Source organism: Sphingobium sp. L-44, from assembly GCF_056859495.1.
In genome coordinates, this window is record NZ_JBSXOQ010000083.1 from 80625 (window position 1) to 95433 (window position 14809).

Annotated in this window: 15 protein-coding genes; 6 read left to right on the forward strand and 9 right to left on the reverse strand. The window is 66.3% G+C overall.

Features of this window, described 5'->3' with window-relative positions:
* Positions 1-67: 67 nt before the first annotated feature.
* On the reverse strand, positions 68-1423 hold the full coding sequence (locus AC13EK_RS10650) for a S41 family peptidase (protein ID WP_069337546.1): 1356 nt from the start codon (positions 1421-1423) through the stop codon (positions 68-70).
* Between the two features lie 175 nt (positions 1424-1598).
* On the opposite strand from AC13EK_RS10650, the gene AC13EK_RS10655 reads away from it, so the two are divergent.
* The gene (locus AC13EK_RS10655) at positions 1599-2336 is read left to right on the forward strand and encodes a hypothetical protein (protein WP_004209837.1); all 738 of its coding nucleotides are present in this window, start codon (positions 1599-1601) and stop codon (positions 2334-2336) included.
* A gap of 6 nt (positions 2337-2342) precedes the next feature.
* On the opposite strand, the gene AC13EK_RS10660 is transcribed toward AC13EK_RS10655, so the two are convergent.
* Genes AC13EK_RS10660 through AC13EK_RS10675 form a run of 4 tightly spaced genes read right to left on the reverse strand, consistent with a single transcriptional unit; the run spans position 2343 to position 5158 of the window.
* Positions 2343-3593 (reverse strand): murein hydrolase activator EnvC family protein, encoded by a 1251-nt coding sequence (locus AC13EK_RS10660; RefSeq protein WP_277788062.1) that lies wholly within the window; start codon positions 3591-3593, stop codon positions 2343-2345.
* 57 nt (positions 3594-3650) lie between these two features.
* Entirely contained in the window at positions 3651-4073 is a 423-nt protein-coding gene (locus AC13EK_RS10665; RefSeq protein ID WP_004209840.1) for a 23S rRNA (pseudouridine(1915)-N(3))-methyltransferase RlmH, read from the reverse strand.
* Positions 4074-4126: 53 nt separating this feature from the next.
* A complete protein-coding gene (gene rsfS / locus AC13EK_RS10670; RefSeq protein WP_004209841.1) occupies positions 4127-4516 on the reverse strand; it encodes a ribosome silencing factor in 390 nt (129 codons plus the stop codon).
* A gap of 12 nt (positions 4517-4528) precedes the next feature.
* The gene (locus AC13EK_RS10675; RefSeq protein ID WP_069337464.1) at positions 4529-5158 is read right to left on the reverse strand and encodes a nicotinate-nucleotide adenylyltransferase; all 630 of its coding nucleotides are present in this window, start codon (positions 5156-5158) and stop codon (positions 4529-4531) included.
* A 35-nt stretch (positions 5159-5193) separates the two neighbouring features.
* On the opposite strand from AC13EK_RS10675, the gene AC13EK_RS10680 reads away from it, so the two are divergent.
* On the forward strand, positions 5194-6210 hold the full coding sequence (locus AC13EK_RS10680; protein WP_081331715.1) for an acyltransferase family protein: 1017 nt from the start codon (positions 5194-5196) through the stop codon (positions 6208-6210).
* A gap of 11 nt (positions 6211-6221) precedes the next feature.
* On the opposite strand, the gene AC13EK_RS10685 is transcribed toward AC13EK_RS10680, so the two are convergent.
* Entirely contained in the window at positions 6222-7670 is a 1449-nt protein-coding gene (locus AC13EK_RS10685; RefSeq protein ID WP_069337462.1) for a DNA recombination protein RmuC, read from the reverse strand.
* Between the two features lie 172 nt (positions 7671-7842).
* The gene (locus tag AC13EK_RS10690; RefSeq protein ID WP_069337461.1) at positions 7843-8826 is read right to left on the reverse strand and encodes a GlxA family transcriptional regulator; all 984 of its coding nucleotides are present in this window, start codon (positions 8824-8826) and stop codon (positions 7843-7845) included.
* Positions 8827-8956: 130 nt separating this feature from the next.
* Here AC13EK_RS10690 and AC13EK_RS10695 point away from each other — a divergent pair, with 130 nt between their 5' ends.
* The 3 genes from AC13EK_RS10695 to AC13EK_RS10705 all read left to right on the forward strand — a co-directional run bounded on the left by AC13EK_RS10695 (position 8957) and on the right by AC13EK_RS10705 (position 11277).
* Positions 8957-9787, forward strand: coding sequence for an alpha/beta fold hydrolase (locus AC13EK_RS10695; protein ID WP_069337460.1), 831 nt, complete (start codon positions 8957-8959; stop codon positions 9785-9787).
* A 133-nt stretch (positions 9788-9920) separates the two neighbouring features.
* Positions 9921-10706: an SDR family NAD(P)-dependent oxidoreductase gene (locus AC13EK_RS10700; RefSeq protein ID WP_069337459.1), complete on the forward strand. Its 786-nt coding sequence runs from the start codon at positions 9921-9923 to the stop codon at positions 10704-10706.
* Positions 10707-10764: 58 nt separating this feature from the next.
* Positions 10765-11277, forward strand: coding sequence for a hypothetical protein (locus AC13EK_RS10705; protein ID WP_069337458.1), 513 nt, complete (start codon positions 10765-10767; stop codon positions 11275-11277).
* On the opposite strand, the gene AC13EK_RS10710 is transcribed toward AC13EK_RS10705, so the two are convergent.
* Positions 11232-12416, reverse strand: a complete 1185-nt coding sequence (locus AC13EK_RS10710) for an aminotransferase (RefSeq protein ID WP_069337457.1) — start codon at positions 12414-12416, stop codon at positions 11232-11234. The two genes, AC13EK_RS10705 and AC13EK_RS10710, sit on opposite strands and share 46 nt — an antisense overlap.
* 96 nt (positions 12417-12512) lie before the next feature.
* Between AC13EK_RS10710 and AC13EK_RS10715 the strand changes: the two genes are divergently transcribed.
* Positions 12513-13289 carry a carbonic anhydrase gene (locus AC13EK_RS10715; protein WP_069337456.1) on the forward strand — a complete coding sequence of 259 codons (777 nt, stop codon included), beginning with the start codon at positions 12513-12515 and terminating at the stop codon, positions 13287-13289.
* A 4-nt stretch (positions 13290-13293) separates the two neighbouring features.
* Here the strand turns inward: AC13EK_RS10715 and AC13EK_RS10720 are convergent, their stop codons facing one another.
* Complete coding sequence (locus AC13EK_RS10720) at positions 13294-14751, reverse strand: amidohydrolase family protein (RefSeq protein WP_069337455.1); 1458 nt, start codon at positions 14749-14751, stop codon at positions 13294-13296.
* Positions 14752-14809 lie beyond the last annotated feature (58 nt).

Below are 14809 nucleotides of genomic sequence, written 5' to 3' on the forward strand. Positions count from 1 at the left end.
CGCTTAAACCCTTGTCCGCCTTTCGTCATGCTGAACTTGCCCGTCCGGTCATCCGAACGGGCACGACTCATTTCGCGCCGGGCTTGCGCGCAGCGGCCTGCTGCGCCTGGGCGATGGTGGCGCCCGGCGTGCCGGCGAGGCGGGAAATGGTCTTGAGCGCATAATCGAGCTGGAAGTCCTCGATCCCCTTCTTCTTCAGCTCCTCGGCCGTCTGGGCGAAGCGCGGATCTTCCTTGCTGTCCTCTTCCAGCGCGGCGTCGTCGGTCTTGATCTCGTTGATCAGGTGGCGGCGCAGGTCGCTTTCGCGGAACTTGGGGCGATCCTTGTAATCCGGGTCGCTGAGCTGCGGCACCTTGATGTCCGGCTGGATGCCGCCTTCCTGCACGCTGCGGCCCGAAGGCGTGAAGTAGCGCGCGGTGGTGAGCTTGAGCGCGGTGGTGTTCGACAGCGGCAGCATGGTCTGGACCGAGCCCTTGCCGAAGCTGCGTTCGCCCATGATGAGCGCGCGATGCTGGTCCTGCAGCGCGCCGGCGACGATTTCGGAGGCCGAGGCGGAGCCCGCATCGACCAGCACGATCACCGGCAGGCCCTTCGCGTCATCGCCGGGCTTGGCATAATAGCGCTCGACATCGCCCTTGTTGCGGCCGCGCTGCGACACGATCTCGCCGCGTTCCAGGAAGACGTCGCTAGTCGACACCGCTTCATCCAGCAGGCCGCCGGGATTGGAGCGCAGGTCGAGGATATAGCCGGTCGGCTTGTGGCCCAGGCTCTTGTCGATGCTGCGGATCGCCGAGCGGACATCGGCGCCGGTATTGGCCGAGAAGCTGACGATGTTGATGACGCCGATATTGTTTTTCACTTCCCACTTCACCGGCTTGATCTCGATGATCTCGCGGGTGAGGCTCATCTCGATCGGCTTGTCGCGACCGGTGCGCACGATGGTGAGCTTGAGGCTGGTGCCCGGCGCGCCGCGCATCTTGTCCACCGCCTCGTCCAGCGTGCCGCCATAGATGAGCTGGCCGTCAATATGGGTGATATAGTCGCCCGCCTTGATCCCGGCGCGCCAGGCCGGCGTATCCTGGGTGGGCGCAATCACCTTGACCGCGCCATCCTCCTGCGTGACCGACAGGCCAAGGCCGCCATAGCTGCCCTCGGTCTGGGTGCGCAGATTCTGGAAATCGCGCGCATCGAGGAAGCTGCTGTGGGGATCGAGGCTGGCAAGCATGCCGTCGATCGCGCCCTTGATCAGCTTCTCGTCGTCGACCTTCTCGACATAGTCGCTGCGGACCTTCTGGAAGACGTCCATGAATTCGTCGAGCGCCTTGTAGCTCGATGCCTCGCCATCGGCGAGCGCCGCGGTGGTGGCGGGGATGAGCGCAAGCGCGCCGAGCGCGACCGCGCCCTGCAGGAAGGTGGATTTCATGGCTGTCCTTGGAGTCCGCATCAAGGGATCGATATACGTCGATTCGCTATCCAACGCAAAAGCGCGCTTCGACCAATGTTGCCTGGCGTCGATGAGCGTGGGGTTAATGAGTTTGACCTTCGAGCGGTATTCGCCTGAATGACCAGTGCTTACATGATCATATGCGAGGTGGTCTTTGCGTTTCTATATTCCGCAGTTGGACGTTGCAGGCCAAATGGAGGAGAGTTCCGCTCATCCTGAGCATCTGGGAGGGTTGCCCTTTGGCTTGCCAGCGGATCTTTGGCCCACTTGCGCCGAATGTGGGGGAACGCAGTCACTGATTGCGCAGTTTTTGCATGATCCGCTGCGGCTTGATCTCGGCCGTTCGGGCAGAATGCTGTTTGTTTTTCAATGCAATCACGATCCGGGAATGTGTGCAACTTGGGAGGCGTTCTCGGGCGCCAACAGTTGCCTGATTCTGGAGCCTGAAATGCAGACAGGCCATCTTACAGAATATCCTGCGGACAGTCCGCCTCTCGACAATGCGGCATTTGTGCGCGGATGGGACGAACGAGGCCTGCACTTGGCTGTGGCCGATGAACTGGCTTTCTACACCGACGAGGCTTTCTTCCAGCTGAGCGACGAAATGCTCGCAAATGTCAGTTGGTCTACACGGCTAGGTGGCGTTCCGCGATGGATACAAAGTGCAGAAGAATCGCCACGACCGGGATGGCGGTTCGTTGGGCAGCTGGATTCACTCTACAGTTTCCGCTCGGCTCCGTCCTTCAGTCCAGACTGGATATCCGTTGATAGCGAGCAGTTCGAGGGCCGGACACATATAGGGGAAGGACCGAACTTTGGCGGCGGGATTGCCTACCTCTTTTTACGCGAAAATGAGGGTAACCCTGCCGCAGCCATGTTCTGGCAGCGTTAGTCTGAATCAGCCCAATCCCACCAGCGGGACGATGTCCACCGGGCGGCCGTTGCGGCGCAGTTCGATGGTGACGGTGGGGCGGCCCTGGGCGGCGGTGAGGCCGACCGGGTCGCCCTGGCGCACACTCTCGCCGACCTGGGCGGTGACGCGGTGCAGGCCGGTGATGAGGGTGGCCCAGCCCTGGCCATGGTCGATGATCAGGATCTGGCCATAGCCGCGATAGGGGCCGGCAAAGGCGATGCGGCCGGCGGTCGGCGCGACTGCTTGGGCGCCGGCCTGGGTCACCAGGGTCAGGCCGCGCGATCGCACGCCGCCGTCATTCACCTCGCCCATGCCGGTGACGAGCTGGCCGACGACCGGCAGGCGATAGGGCGGCGGGCCGCTGTCCAGCGTCTCGCGGTCGGGGGCAGGGGCGCCGGCCCGGTCGGGGCGGGCGGGCCGCAGCACCGGACCGGACAGTTGCGCCAGGCGATCGCGCAGGTCGCTCGCCACCTCCAGCTGGTCCATCAGGTCGACAATGTCACGCGCCTTCTCGCCCAGCGCCAGCGCGCGTTCGCTCTCCAGCCCGGCATTGGCGCGATAGTCGCGGGCGGCGACGCGCTTTTGCGTTTCGAGCTGGCGCAGGGCGGCCTGGCGATCGGTGAGGTCGCGGCGGCTCTTTGTCAGGGCGTCGGCGGCCTGCTGCGCGGTGGCGCGGATCGCGCGGCTGCGGTCCAGTTCGGCGCGCAGGCCCGCTGTGCGCTGCTCGATCACCGGCAGCACCTGTCCCAGCACCGCGCGCATATGGACGGCGTCGCTGATCGATCCGGGCTGGACGAGGGCAAGGGCGAGCGGACGGCGGCTCATCATCTGCAGCGCAGCGGTCAGGCGCACCACCGGTTCCTGCCGGACGGCGAGGCGCGCGGCCTGGGCGCGCTGCATGCGGGCAATGATGGCGATGCGGGCCTGGGCGGCCTGCACATCGGCCTCGGCCTGCTGGATGCGGGCGGCCATGGCGGCGGCGCGGCGGCCGGCCTGTTCAGCCTCGTCACGGGCCATGCCGGCCTGCCGCTCCAGCCGGACCGATCGGTCGGCGGCCTCCACCGACTGGCGGCGGGCGTCGCGCAGGGCCTTTTGTTCCTGCGCCAGCGTGGTGCCGGCGGTGCCGGGCAGGATGATCGCGGCATCGTCCGCGGCGGGCAGGCGCGTGGCGACAAGGGCCACGATGCCCGCCAGTGCGATGCCCGTGATGCTGTTGCTGATGATGCTGCGCTTCAACCGCTTGTCCCGCCCGATAGGGCTTTGACTAGGCGCAAGCCGCGGGCATGTCGAGCCTCAGCCTTCGCGGTGATAGGGGTGGTTGGCGAGGATCGAGCAGGCGCGCCACAGCTGTTCGGCGAGCATGGCGCGGGCGATCATGTGCGGCCAGGTCATGGCGCCAAAGGCGATCAGCAGGTCGGCATTGGTCCGTTCGGCATCGTCGAAGCCGTCGGCCGCGCCGATCAGGAAACGGATCTCGCGCGTGCCGGTGTCGCGCCAGCCCTCGATCCGCCGGGCAAAGTCCATCGAGGAGAGCTGCTTGCCCTTTTCGTCGAGCATGACCGTCACCGTGCCGGGGCCGACGGGCGGCAGCTTGCCGCCCCGGTCGGGCATTTCGGTGATCTTGTGCGGCATGGTCAGCCGCTTGACATAGCGGTCGACCAGATCGGCTTCGGGCGAGCGCCCGATCTTGCCGCGCGCGATGATATGGAGGAGCATGGCTCCTCCCTAGCCTGTCATCGCGCCCATGTCGAAGGGCGCGACGGCAAGGATCAGGCGTTGCCCGCGACCGGTGCGTCGACGAAGCCCCACATCCGTTCCAGATTGTAGAAGCTGCGCACTTCCGGCTTGAACAGATGGACGATCACGTCGCCGGCATCGATCAGCACCCAGTCAGCGACCGGCAGGCCTTCGACCCGCGCGGAGCGGCCGGTGGCCTTCTTGATCCGTTCGGCCAGATGCTGGGCGATCGCCGCGACCTGACGCGACGAACGGCCGCTCGCGATCACCATATGATCGGCGATGCTGCTCTTGCCTTCGAGGGGGATGGAGATGGTTTCCTGCGCCTGGTCGTCGTCGAGCGACTGCATGACAAGGGCGTGCAGGGCGGCCACGCTATCGGCGGCAGGCGCCGTATCGTTGGCAGGGGCGAGGTTAGTCAATTAAACTCCAATCTAGACGATCAACCGGCGCGTGAGCGGATCGCGCACACACGTTGCTTCATATTCGCGATGCCAGAGGGGGTCCGCCTGCCGTAGCAGGGTTGCCGATCTTGGATCAGGGCGAAAGCGCAATAGCACGAGCGCCGGTGGTCTCCAATTCGTCCAGTCTGCACTCTGGCGCGCGGACCGGACGAAGCGCCGCAGCCAGCTCATGGCCGTAGAGCCACGGGCAGCGTCATCATAACCCGGACGGGCGATTACGGCAATGGGCATCTGTCGCGCTATGCCGCGCCAGTCGCGCCATTGGCCAAATTGCGCCAGATTGTCGGCGCCCATCAGCCAGACGAAGCGGTTGCGGGGGTAGCGCTGGCGGAGCGCGCGCAGCGAGTCGACGGTGTAGCGGGTGCCCAATTGCCGCTCGATCGCGGTGGCGCGAATCGGCGCGCGGCGGGCGATTTTCTGCGCATGGGCAAGGCGGACCGGCAGCGGCGCCATGCCCCTGGCGGGCTTCAACGGATTGCCGGGCGATACCAGCCACCAGATTTCGTCGAGACCCAAGGCGTCCCTGGCGAACAGCGAAATGGCGCGATGCCCGCCATGCGCCGGATTGAAGGAGCCGCCAAGCAGGCCGATCTTTTTCATGGGGCACGCCATGCCAGCGCCGGGGCGGGGCGGCAATGGGCAGATTCTTAAGGCTTGCCCGCTATCGCCGCGCCATGCAGGGGCGGCTGATCGGATTCGATGGATTGCGCGGGATCGCCGCGCTCAGCGTCCTGCTGTTCCATGCGCTGACCTGGACTACGGGCGACGCGCGGGGCAACGGCTATCTGGCGGTCGACTTCTTCTTCATGCTGAGCGGCTATGTGATGGCGCGCACCTATGAGGCGCGGTTGGGGCAGGGGCTTTCCACCGGCGCGTTTGTCCGCGCGCGATATCGGCGTTTCGTGCCGGTCATGGCCATTGCCGGGCTGATCGCGCTGCCCGGCTTCCTCCTCACCAATGAGATGTGGCTCTGGCCGGTGGCCCTTGCCAATCTGCTGCTGATTCCCAGCCTATTCACCGGGCGTCTCTATCCGTTGAACGGGCCGGCCTGGTCGATCCTCCTGGAACTGATCGCCAATATGGCCCACGGCCTTGTCCTGCGGCGCTTGTCGACCAGGATATTGGTGCATGTCGTGCTGCTGAGCGCGACCCTGTTCGCGGTTGTCGCCAGTCGTGTGGGGATGGACGTGGGGGCGCAGCCTGCTAGCTTCCTCTTCGGCCTGCCGCGGGTGATGTGCGCCTATGGCATGGGAGTCATATTGTGGCGCTGGTGGCGTGACAGGCCGACCATAGCGGTTCCGCCGATGGCGGCCCTGGTCGCGATGCCGCTCTATTTCGGCATCGGCACGATGATCGACGCGGATGGCTGGGCCAGCGGCATAGTCTTCATCCTGCTGATCTGTCCCCTGATGCTGGCGGGCGGGCTGCGCTGGCAGCGACAATCGCGGTGGATGACGGCGGCGGGCGCACTTTCCTTTCCGCTTTATGCCGTTCATGCCCCGGTCTGCATGACGGGGCTGATGCTGGGCGTGCCCGTGGCTGGCGGGGTTGCCGCCAGCCTGGCGGTTGCGGGGCTGATTGCCTGGGTGCAGGCCCGGCCGCGCCGTCCGGGATCCGCGACGCTTCCGTCCGCGCCTTTGGCTGCAAGCTAGCCGAGACGATCCTATTCCGCTGCCGGCAGCGCCCGGGCTTCGTCGGCCTGGGCGTCGCGGGCGAGGACGTCGAGCGGCTCCATCGCCTCGATCTCCTTGCCGCCGGTCTCGATGTCGAGATCGCGGAATTTGCGTCCGGTGGAGAGAACACGCGTCTCGAAGCTGCCGATGAAGCTGTTATAGTTGGAGACCGCGCTGTTGAGGCCCGAGCCCAGCTTGCGCAAATGGGTCGCGGCGACGGCCAGGCGCTCATAGAGTTCCTTGCCAAGCTGGCCGACCTGCTGCGCCTGTTCCTGCATCTTGGCCTGGCGCCAATGGCCCGCCAGCGTGCGGGCGAGCGGCAGGAAGGTGGCCGGGCCGCAGATGATGACGCGGTTCTTGGCGGCGCGTTCCCACAGCTCCATGTCCGCCTCCAGCGCGGCGGTGACGAAATTGTCGCCCGGCACATACATGATGACGAAGTCGGGGGCCTTGTCGAACTGTTCCCAATAGGCCTTGCGCCCCAGCGCGTCGGCATGGGTGCGCATGGCGCGGGCATGGTCGAGCATATGGGCGTCGCGCAGCGCCGGATCGACCTGGTCGACCGCGTTCAGATAGGCGATCAGCGAGCATTTGACGTCGACCACCATCTGCTGGTCGCCGGGCAGGTTGATGACGAAGTCCGGGCGCAGGCGGCCGTCCTCGACCGCGACCGACACTTCCTCCTTGAAGTCCACGAAGGGGGAAAGGCCGGCGGTTTCGATGAGATTCTTGAACTGCTGCTCGCCCCAGCGGCCGCGCGTCTTGGGCGCGGCGCGCAGGGCGTTGACCAGCTTGGCCGTTTCCTCGCGCACCTGCCCCTGGCCCAGATGAACCTGCTGCACCGCCTCGCGCAGTTCGGCATAGCTGCCGACCCGATCCTTCTCGACGCGGGCGAGGCCCTCCTCATAGCGTTTGAGCGTGGTTTCGACCGGGTTGAGCAGCGTCTTCAACTGCGCCTCGCTCTTCTCGCTCGCCTGGGCGAAACGCTGGTCGGCGCGGGTCAGGAACTGGGTCTGGGCGGATTCGAGCAATTTGCCGCCGATTTCGCTGAACTGGGCGGAGAGCTGTTCCTTGGCATCCTTGAGCGCCGCAATCTGCTGCTCGAACGCCTGGGTGCGGGCATGGATGTCGGACTGGAGCGCTGCGAGATCACGCAGCGCGGCCTCGCGCTCGGTCTGGATCGCCTCGATCCGCTGTTCGGAGGCGGCCTGCGCGGATTCGAGCCGGGCGAGCTGGGCCATGCCCTGTGCCACCCGTTCCTTCTCCACTGCCAGTTCGGCGATCGCGCCGTTGCGCTGGGCGGCGGCGATGTCGAGCTTGCCGGCCAGATCGGCCTTTTCGGCGGTCAGCGGCGCCAGCGCCTTGCCCTTGAGCAGCCAGCCGACGGCGATGCCGATCAGCAGCGCGACGGGAATGAGAAGGGCGGCGAGGCTGTCCATAACTATCCTTTTTGGGAACGAAACGGGAACTTAGCGGGCGAAGGAGGCGGCCGCAAGCCGGAAGCGCCATCCTCCGTTCGTTTCGAGCCTGTCGAGAAACGGAGGCGGAACTGGGGGGGGCTTGCCGTGCCCGGCTTCTCGACTTCGCTCGAAGCGAACGGAAGGGGATGGGCTACGCCGCCTGCGCGCTGGGCGCGGCGAAGCGGGCGCGATAGTCGCCTGGCGACAGGCCGACCAGGCGGTGGAACAGCTTGCGGAAGGCGGCGGCATCCTCATAGCCGACGCTCCAGGCGATCTGGTCGATCGTGCGCCGGGTAAATTCCAGATGCTCGCGCGCCCGCGCCACGCGCAGATGCTGGACATATTCGATCGGGGTCATGGCGGTCGCCGCCTTGAACCGGCGCTGGAAGGTGCGTTCCTCCAGCGCGGCCTGCGCCGCCATCTCGGTGACGCTGACCGCCTTCGCCTCCCGCGCGGCGAGCCAGTGCTGCACCTTCAGGATCGGCTCGTCGCCATGGGTCAGGCGCGGCAGGAAGCGGGCGAAATGCTTCTGTTCCCGCCCGGCCGTGTCGATCAGCAGGAATTTGGCGGTGTCGAGCATCACCGTCGGGCCGAGCAGCCGGTCGACCAGCCGCATGCCAAGGTCGGTCCAGGCCATCAGCCCGCCGGCGGTGATGATATCGCCATCGTCGATGACGATGCGGTCGCAATCGAGCTTCACGGCCGGGAAGCGGGTGCGGAAGGCGTCGGCGAACCACCAGTGGGTGGTGGCGGGGCGACCATCGAGCAGGCCGGTCGCCGCCAGCAGGAAGGCGCCGCCGCAATTGGAGGCAAGGGTAGCGCCGGCGGCATGGCGATCGAGCAGCCAGCGGGCATAGGGCGCGGCTTCCTCCGCCTCGGGCACGCCGGTCAGGCGACCGGGGACCAGCCAGATGTCGGGCGTGCCGCCCAATCCTTCATGCGTGTCATGGCTGCGGGCAAAGCAGCCGTCATCGCCCATCTGCCAATGGCTGACGCGCACCACCGGGCCGCCATGCTGAACCGAGAACTGCCCGGCAATGTCGATCAGGTCGGTCATGCCATGGACCATCGCCTGCTGACAGCCCGGATAGAGCAAGATGCCCACTTCGGCGCGCGGAAGGCTGCTGTCGGCCATATGCTGGTCCTTTGTCGGAATCGGCCCACTTAATGTCGGAACCGCCAATCCCGATCCTCGGCCATTGCCCGTAATTCTGCAAGCACAGGGCGTGAAGGCGCCCTTCTGGAACAGAAGAAGGGAATTTCACATGAGCAACTATGTCACCACCAGGGACGGCACCCGCATCTTCTACAAGGATTGGGGACCGCGGGACGGCCAGCCGATCGTCTTTTCCCATGGCTGGCCGCTCAGCGCCGACGCCTGGGACGCGCAGATGGTCTATTTCGCCAATCAGGGTTTCCGCACCATCGCCCATGACCGCCGCAGCCATGGCCGGTCGGACCAGGTGTGGGACAATAATAATATGGACCAATATGCCGACGATCTGGCCGATCTGGTCGCGGCGCTGGACCTGTCCGACGTCATCCTGGTCGGCCATTCGACCGGCGGCGGCGAAGTCACCCGCTATATCGGCCGCCATGGCACCAGCCGGGTCGCCAAGCTGGCGCTGATCGGTGCGGTGCCGCCGCTGATGCTGAAGACCGAAGCCAATCCGGGTGGTCTGCCGATCGACGTGTTCGACGGCATCCGCAAGGGCACGTTCGACAATCGCAGCCAGTTCTTCAGGGATCTGACCATCCCCTTCTACGGCTATAACCGGGACGGCGCGGTCATCTCCGAGGGCATCGTGCAAGAATTCTGGCGGCAGGGGATGATGGGCGGCCTCAAGGGGCAACTCGACTCGATCCGCGCCTTTTCCGAAAGCGATTTCCATGCCGACCTGGCGAAGGTCGATGTGCCTACCCTCGTCCTCCATGGCGATGACGACCAGATCGTGCCGATCGGCGCGGCTGCCCTGTCGACGGTGAAGATCGTTACGGATGCGGTTCTGATCGTGTATGAAGGCGCCGACCATGGGCTGACACAGACACACCAGGACCGGTTCAACGCCGACCTGCTCGATTTCATCAACGGCTGACACAAATACCGTTCGCCCTGAGCGAAGTCGAAGGGTTCTACCGAGCGGAGCGAGGTGCCTTCGCTTCGCTCAGGCAAGGGCTTCGACTTCGCTCAGCCCGAACGGGAAAATAGTCTTTCAAAGGAGACATCCCATGACCAAAGAAACCATCCTCATTACCGGCGCGTCGGACGGTATCGGCGCCGTCTATGCCGATCGCTTTGCCAGGCGCGGCGCCAATCTGATCCTGGTCGCCCGTCGCGCCGATAAGCTGGAGGCGCTGGCCGCCCGCCTGCGCGCCGACAGTGGCATCAGCGTGGAAGTGATCGCCGCCGATCTGGCCAAGGCTGACGATCTGGCACGGGTCGAGGCGCGGCTGCGCGACGATGACGCGATCACCGGCCTCGTCAACAATGCCGGCATCGCCGGGGAACAGGCCTTTGTCGAGACCGATCCGGCCTATCTCACCGGCCTCATAGACCTCAACATCCTGGCGGTGACGCGGCTGTCCCGCGCCATTGCGCCGCGGCTGGCCGCGAAGGGCGCTGGCACGCTGATCAATATCACGTCGGTCACCGCGCTGATGCCGGACGGCTTCACTGCCGTCTATCCCGCGACCAAGGCCTATGTGCTGGCCTTTACCGAGGCGCTGCAGGTCGAACTGGGCAGCAAGGGCGTGAAGGTGCAGGCGGTGCTGCCCGGCATCACCCGCACCGCCATCTGGACGGCGGAACAGATTGCCGGCCTGCCGCCGCACATGGTGATGGATGTCGAGGTGATGGTCGACGCGGCGCTGGCCGGGCTCGACATGGGCGAGGCGATCACCATCCCTGCCTTGCCGGACCGGGCTGACCTCGACGCCTATCTCGCCGCGCGGGCCGCGCTTCGGCCCAACCTGTCGCTCAAGGATGCAGCGCCCCGGTATCGGGTGACCGCCTGACCTCTTTTGTCACCCCCGCTTTCGCGGGGGTGACGGGAATTTTCCAGGGAGAAGCATCATGATCCTCGGTCTTTCCATTCCCGCCTTCATCGCCCTGCATGTCGCGATCAGCCTGATCGGCATCGTCAGCGGCCTTGTCGCTCTGCCGGCCATGGCGAAGGGGCATATCCTGCCCAAAATGCAGGGCCTGTTCCTAGTGACGACCCTGCTCACCAGCCTGACCGGCTTCCTCTTTCCCTTTCGCGGCTTCACCCCGGCGATCGGCGTCGGCATTCTCTCGACGCTGGTGCTGATCATCGCCTTCGCCGCCTTTTACGGCCTTGGCCTGCGGGGCCGGGCGCGGGGCATTTATGCGGTGACCGCGACCATCGCTTTGTGGCTCAACCTGTTCGTGCTGGTCGTGCAGGGTTTCCTCAAGGTGCCGGCGCTCAATCGGCTGGCGCCGACCGGCACGGAGCCGCCCTTCCTCGCCGCCCAAGGCCTTCTGCTGATCGTCATGCTGATTCTGGGCGCGGCGATCCTGCGTCAGCCAAGGCTCGCGCGGAAGGCGGCGAGCCGCTCGATCGCCTGATCCAGCGTCGCGTCCGACTTGGAGAAGCACAGGCGGACCAGATGGGTGACCGGATCGTCGGGGTAGAAGGCGGAGATCGGGATCGCCGCCACCCCGGCTTCGTCGATGATCCGGTTGCAGAAGGTCACATCGTCCATCGTAATGCCCGACGCGGGCAGGTCGATCGACAGGAACCAGGTGGCGCCGCTCGGTTGCACGACATAGCCCGCCCTGATGAGCCCCGCCGCCAGCCGATCGCGCGACGCCTGATAGGCGGCGCGCTGATCGTTCAGCCAATCATCGGGCCAGCCCAGCCCCTGCGCCACCGCCCATTGCAGGTTGGGCGGGGTGGTGAAGGTCAGGAACTGGTGCGCGCGGGCGAGCAGGGTGGCGATCGGCGGCGCGGCGCACATCCAGCCGACCTTCCAGCCGGTGACGGAAAAGATCTTGCCCGCCGACCCGATCTTGACCGTGCGCTCGCGCATGCCGGGAAAGCCGATCAGCGGGCGATGGGGCACGCCGTCATAGACGGTCTCCTCCCAGACTTCGTCGCACAGCGCGATCAGGTCATGGCTGACGCACAGGTCGGCCAGCAGCGCCAGTTCCGCCTCACGCAGCACGATGCCGGTCGGATTGACCGGATTGTTCATCAGCAGGATGCGGGTCCTGGGCGTGATCGCCGCTTCCAGCGCGTCGCGAGTGACGCGCCAGTCGGGCGGGGTCAGCTTCACCACCCTGGCCACGCCGCCGACCCGCTCGACCAGCGGCAGATAGGCGTCATAGAGCGGCGCCAGCATCAGCACCTCGTCCCCCGGCCGCACCAGCGCCAGCAGGCTGGCGGCAATCGCCTCGGTCGCGCCAGAGGTCACGATGATTTCCTGCGGGCTGAGGTCGAGGCCCTGGCGCCGGGCATAATGATCGGCCAGCGCCGCGCGCAGTTCGATCTGGCCCGGCATCGGCGGATATTGGCTGGAGCGGGTCAGCAGCGAATCCGCCGCCGCCTGCAGCACTTCCTGCGGTCCCGGCCCCTCGGGAAAGCCCTGGCCCAGATTGATCGCGCCGGTTTCGCGTGCGCGGGCCGACATATGCTCGAAAATGGTGGTCGGCATATCGCGATAGACGGGATGGCCAAGTCGGGTGTCGGGCAAGCGGGGCTCCATCGGATCGTCGGCGGTGCCAGCGGTCTAGGTCTTTCCATTGCCCTGCGCAAACCGGTCCGGCATCATGGCGCCTCCTCTTCACAGGGAGACAGACCCATGTGTTCGGACGTCGATGGCATGCATGACCAGCCGCACGGGACGCAGGAGGAGGATGGCGCCGCGCCCTCCCGCCGCGCTTTTCTGACCGCGATGACGATGGCGGGCGGGGTGGCCATGGCCGCCCTGCCGTCCGTGTCGGCGATGGCGGCGCCCCCCGCCGACGGACCGGATGCGTCGATGACGCCGGACGCTGCCCTGGCCGAGATCATGGCCGGCAACGCCCGCTTCGTCGCCGGCAAGCCGACCGCCCATCTGCAGGACCTGTCGATCATCAAGGCGCGCGCGGCCGAGGGGCAATGGCCCGTGGTCGGCGTCCTGTCCTGCGCCGACTCGCGCGTGCCGGTGGAGATGGTGTTCGACGAATATATCGGCCGGCTGTTCGTCACCCGCATCGCCGGCAACATCACCACGCCTGAAATCGTCGCCAGCCTGGAATATGGCGTGGCGGTGCTGGGGCTGAAGGCGCTGGTCGTCATGGGCCACAGCAATTGCGGCGCGGTGAAGGCGGCGATCGACAATCCCGAGGTGCCGGGCCAGATCAGCGCGCTCTTCCCCGCGATCCTGCCCGCCCTCTATCTCGCCCGCAGCAAGGATGCGGCCATCGTCACCCGCACCAATGCGCTGGTGCAGGCGGCGACTCTGGTCAACGCCTCACCGGTGATCGAGGAGAAGGTGAAGGCCGGCACGCTGAAGGTGGTCGCCGCCGTCTATGACGTGGCGACCGGCAAGGTCGACATGCTGCCGGTGCCGGCCGACATGCTGATGCGCGGCTGATCCGTCAGGGCCGGGTCGCGGCATTCCAGGCGGCGACCTTCGCCTTCGTCTCTGCCAGCAGCGCGTCGAGCCGGGCGCGGTCCTGCAACGTGCCGCGCAGGATCACCGCGTCGATCGCCTTTGTGGCGTGGATATCCTCCAGCGGATTGGCGGTCAGCAGGACCATATCCGCCTGCTTGCCCTCCGCCACCGCGCCATAGCGGTCGAGCAGGCCGAACCAGGCCGGGCCGGCGCGGGTGGCGCTGGCCAGCGCCTGGGCCGGGGTCAGGCCGCGATCGACATAGAGCGCCAATTCCTGATGCAAGGCGAAGCCGGGATAGTCGAAGCTGTTGAGGAAGCCCGCATCGGTGCCGGCCATGATGGTGACGCCGGCCTGCTGCAGCAGCGGCAGGATCGCGGCATTATGCTCGTAAATGGCGTGGCGCTGGGCGATCTGTTCGGGCGTCGCCTTGGCCGCGCGCTCGATCCGCCAGTCATAGGTCTTGCGCAGGCGCGGGCCGATATAGGCCAGTTCGGGATCGGCGCTGTGATCGTTCTGGTCGAGATAGGCGACGGTGCGCGAGATGCTGAGCGTGGGCGTCACGAACACGCCGCGCGCCGCCATGTCGCGATAGGCCGCCATGGCGGTGGCCTCATCGAAGCCGGCATCCAGCTGCGCGCTGGCCTGTGCCCGGTCGATCTTGCCGGCGGCGAAATCGGCGGTGATCCGCGCCTCATCCTTCACGCCCGCCTTGTGCGCATAGTCGATATGCTCGATCGAGCTGATCCCGGCGTCGATCGCATGGCCGACGGTCAGCGCCATCGGGATATGGCCCGACGCGCGCAGCCCGGCACCGCGCGCCTGACGCACGGCATAGAGGAACAGATCGGGCTTCAGGGTGCTGTCGGTGATCTTGACGAAATTGACGTTCAGTTCTTTCAGCTTAGCGATCGCCTGGTCGACATCGGCCTGCGACCCGGTTTCCAGCGTGCCCTTCCACACCGGCTTGATCCCCTCGATCTTGGGGCCGGAACTCAGCAGGGTCGGGCCGAACAGCCGCCCGTCGGCAATCTCGCCGCGCCAGCGCAGCACATCATAGGGCAGGTCGCCCGACGCATCGCGCACGGTGGTGATGCCATTGGCGATATAGAGCGGCAGCAGCGCCTTATTCTCTTCGATCAGATCCGGCCCGCCGCCGAAATGGACATGCATGTCCCACAGGCCGGGGATCAGGTAGCGGCCCTTCGCCTCGACATTCTTGCCCGCGCGCCAGGCGGCGGCGATCGCGGCGTCGTCGCCGACCGCGACGATCCGGTCGCCCTGGGTCGCGACGGCCTGGTCGGGGACCAGACGGCCATGCTCGACATCGATCAGCGTCGCATGGCGGATCAGCAGGTCGGCGTGGGCCGGCGCGGTCGTTGCCGTGGCAGGCAGCGGCAACAGGGCAGTGGCGGCCAGCAGCGCGGCGAGAAGCGTCTTCATGAAAATCCCCGGTTCTTGTGCGGCGCGCAGGATAGGCAGGGGCTGTATCATCGACAAA

Excerpts from the sequence above, each read along its gene's own strand:
- AC13EK_RS10720 (WP_069337455.1), bottom strand. The coding sequence starts at position 14,751 with ATGAAGACGCTTCTCGCCGCGCTGCTGGCCGCCACTGCCCTGTTGCCG.
- AC13EK_RS10665 (WP_004209840.1), bottom strand. The coding sequence starts at position 4,073 with ATGCTCCTCCATATCATCGCGCGCGGCAAGATCGGGCGCTCGCCCGAA.
- AC13EK_RS10705 (WP_069337458.1), top strand. The coding sequence starts at position 10,765 with ATGATCCTCGGTCTTTCCATTCCCGCCTTCATCGCCCTGCATGTCGCG.
- AC13EK_RS10685 (WP_069337462.1), bottom strand. The coding sequence starts at position 7,670 with ATGGACAGCCTCGCCGCCCTTCTCATTCCCGTCGCGCTGCTGATCGGC.
- AC13EK_RS10680 (WP_081331715.1), top strand. The coding sequence starts at position 5,194 with ATGGGCAGATTCTTAAGGCTTGCCCGCTATCGCCGCGCCATGCAGGGG.
- AC13EK_RS10690 (WP_069337461.1), bottom strand. The coding sequence starts at position 8,826 with ATGGCCGACAGCAGCCTTCCGCGCGCCGAAGTGGGCATCTTGCTCTAT.
- AC13EK_RS10695 (WP_069337460.1), top strand. The coding sequence starts at position 8,957 with ATGAGCAACTATGTCACCACCAGGGACGGCACCCGCATCTTCTACAAG.
- AC13EK_RS10650 (WP_069337546.1), bottom strand. The coding sequence starts at position 1,423 with ATGAAATCCACCTTCCTGCAGGGCGCGGTCGCGCTCGGCGCGCTTGCG.
- AC13EK_RS10700 (WP_069337459.1), top strand. The coding sequence starts at position 9,921 with ATGACCAAAGAAACCATCCTCATTACCGGCGCGTCGGACGGTATCGGC.
- AC13EK_RS10710 (WP_069337457.1), bottom strand. The coding sequence starts at position 12,416 with ATGGAGCCCCGCTTGCCCGACACCCGACTTGGCCATCCCGTCTATCGC.
- AC13EK_RS10675 (WP_069337464.1), bottom strand. The coding sequence starts at position 5,158 with ATGAAAAAGATCGGCCTGCTTGGCGGCTCCTTCAATCCGGCGCATGGC.
- AC13EK_RS10715 (WP_069337456.1), top strand. The coding sequence starts at position 12,513 with ATGTGTTCGGACGTCGATGGCATGCATGACCAGCCGCACGGGACGCAG.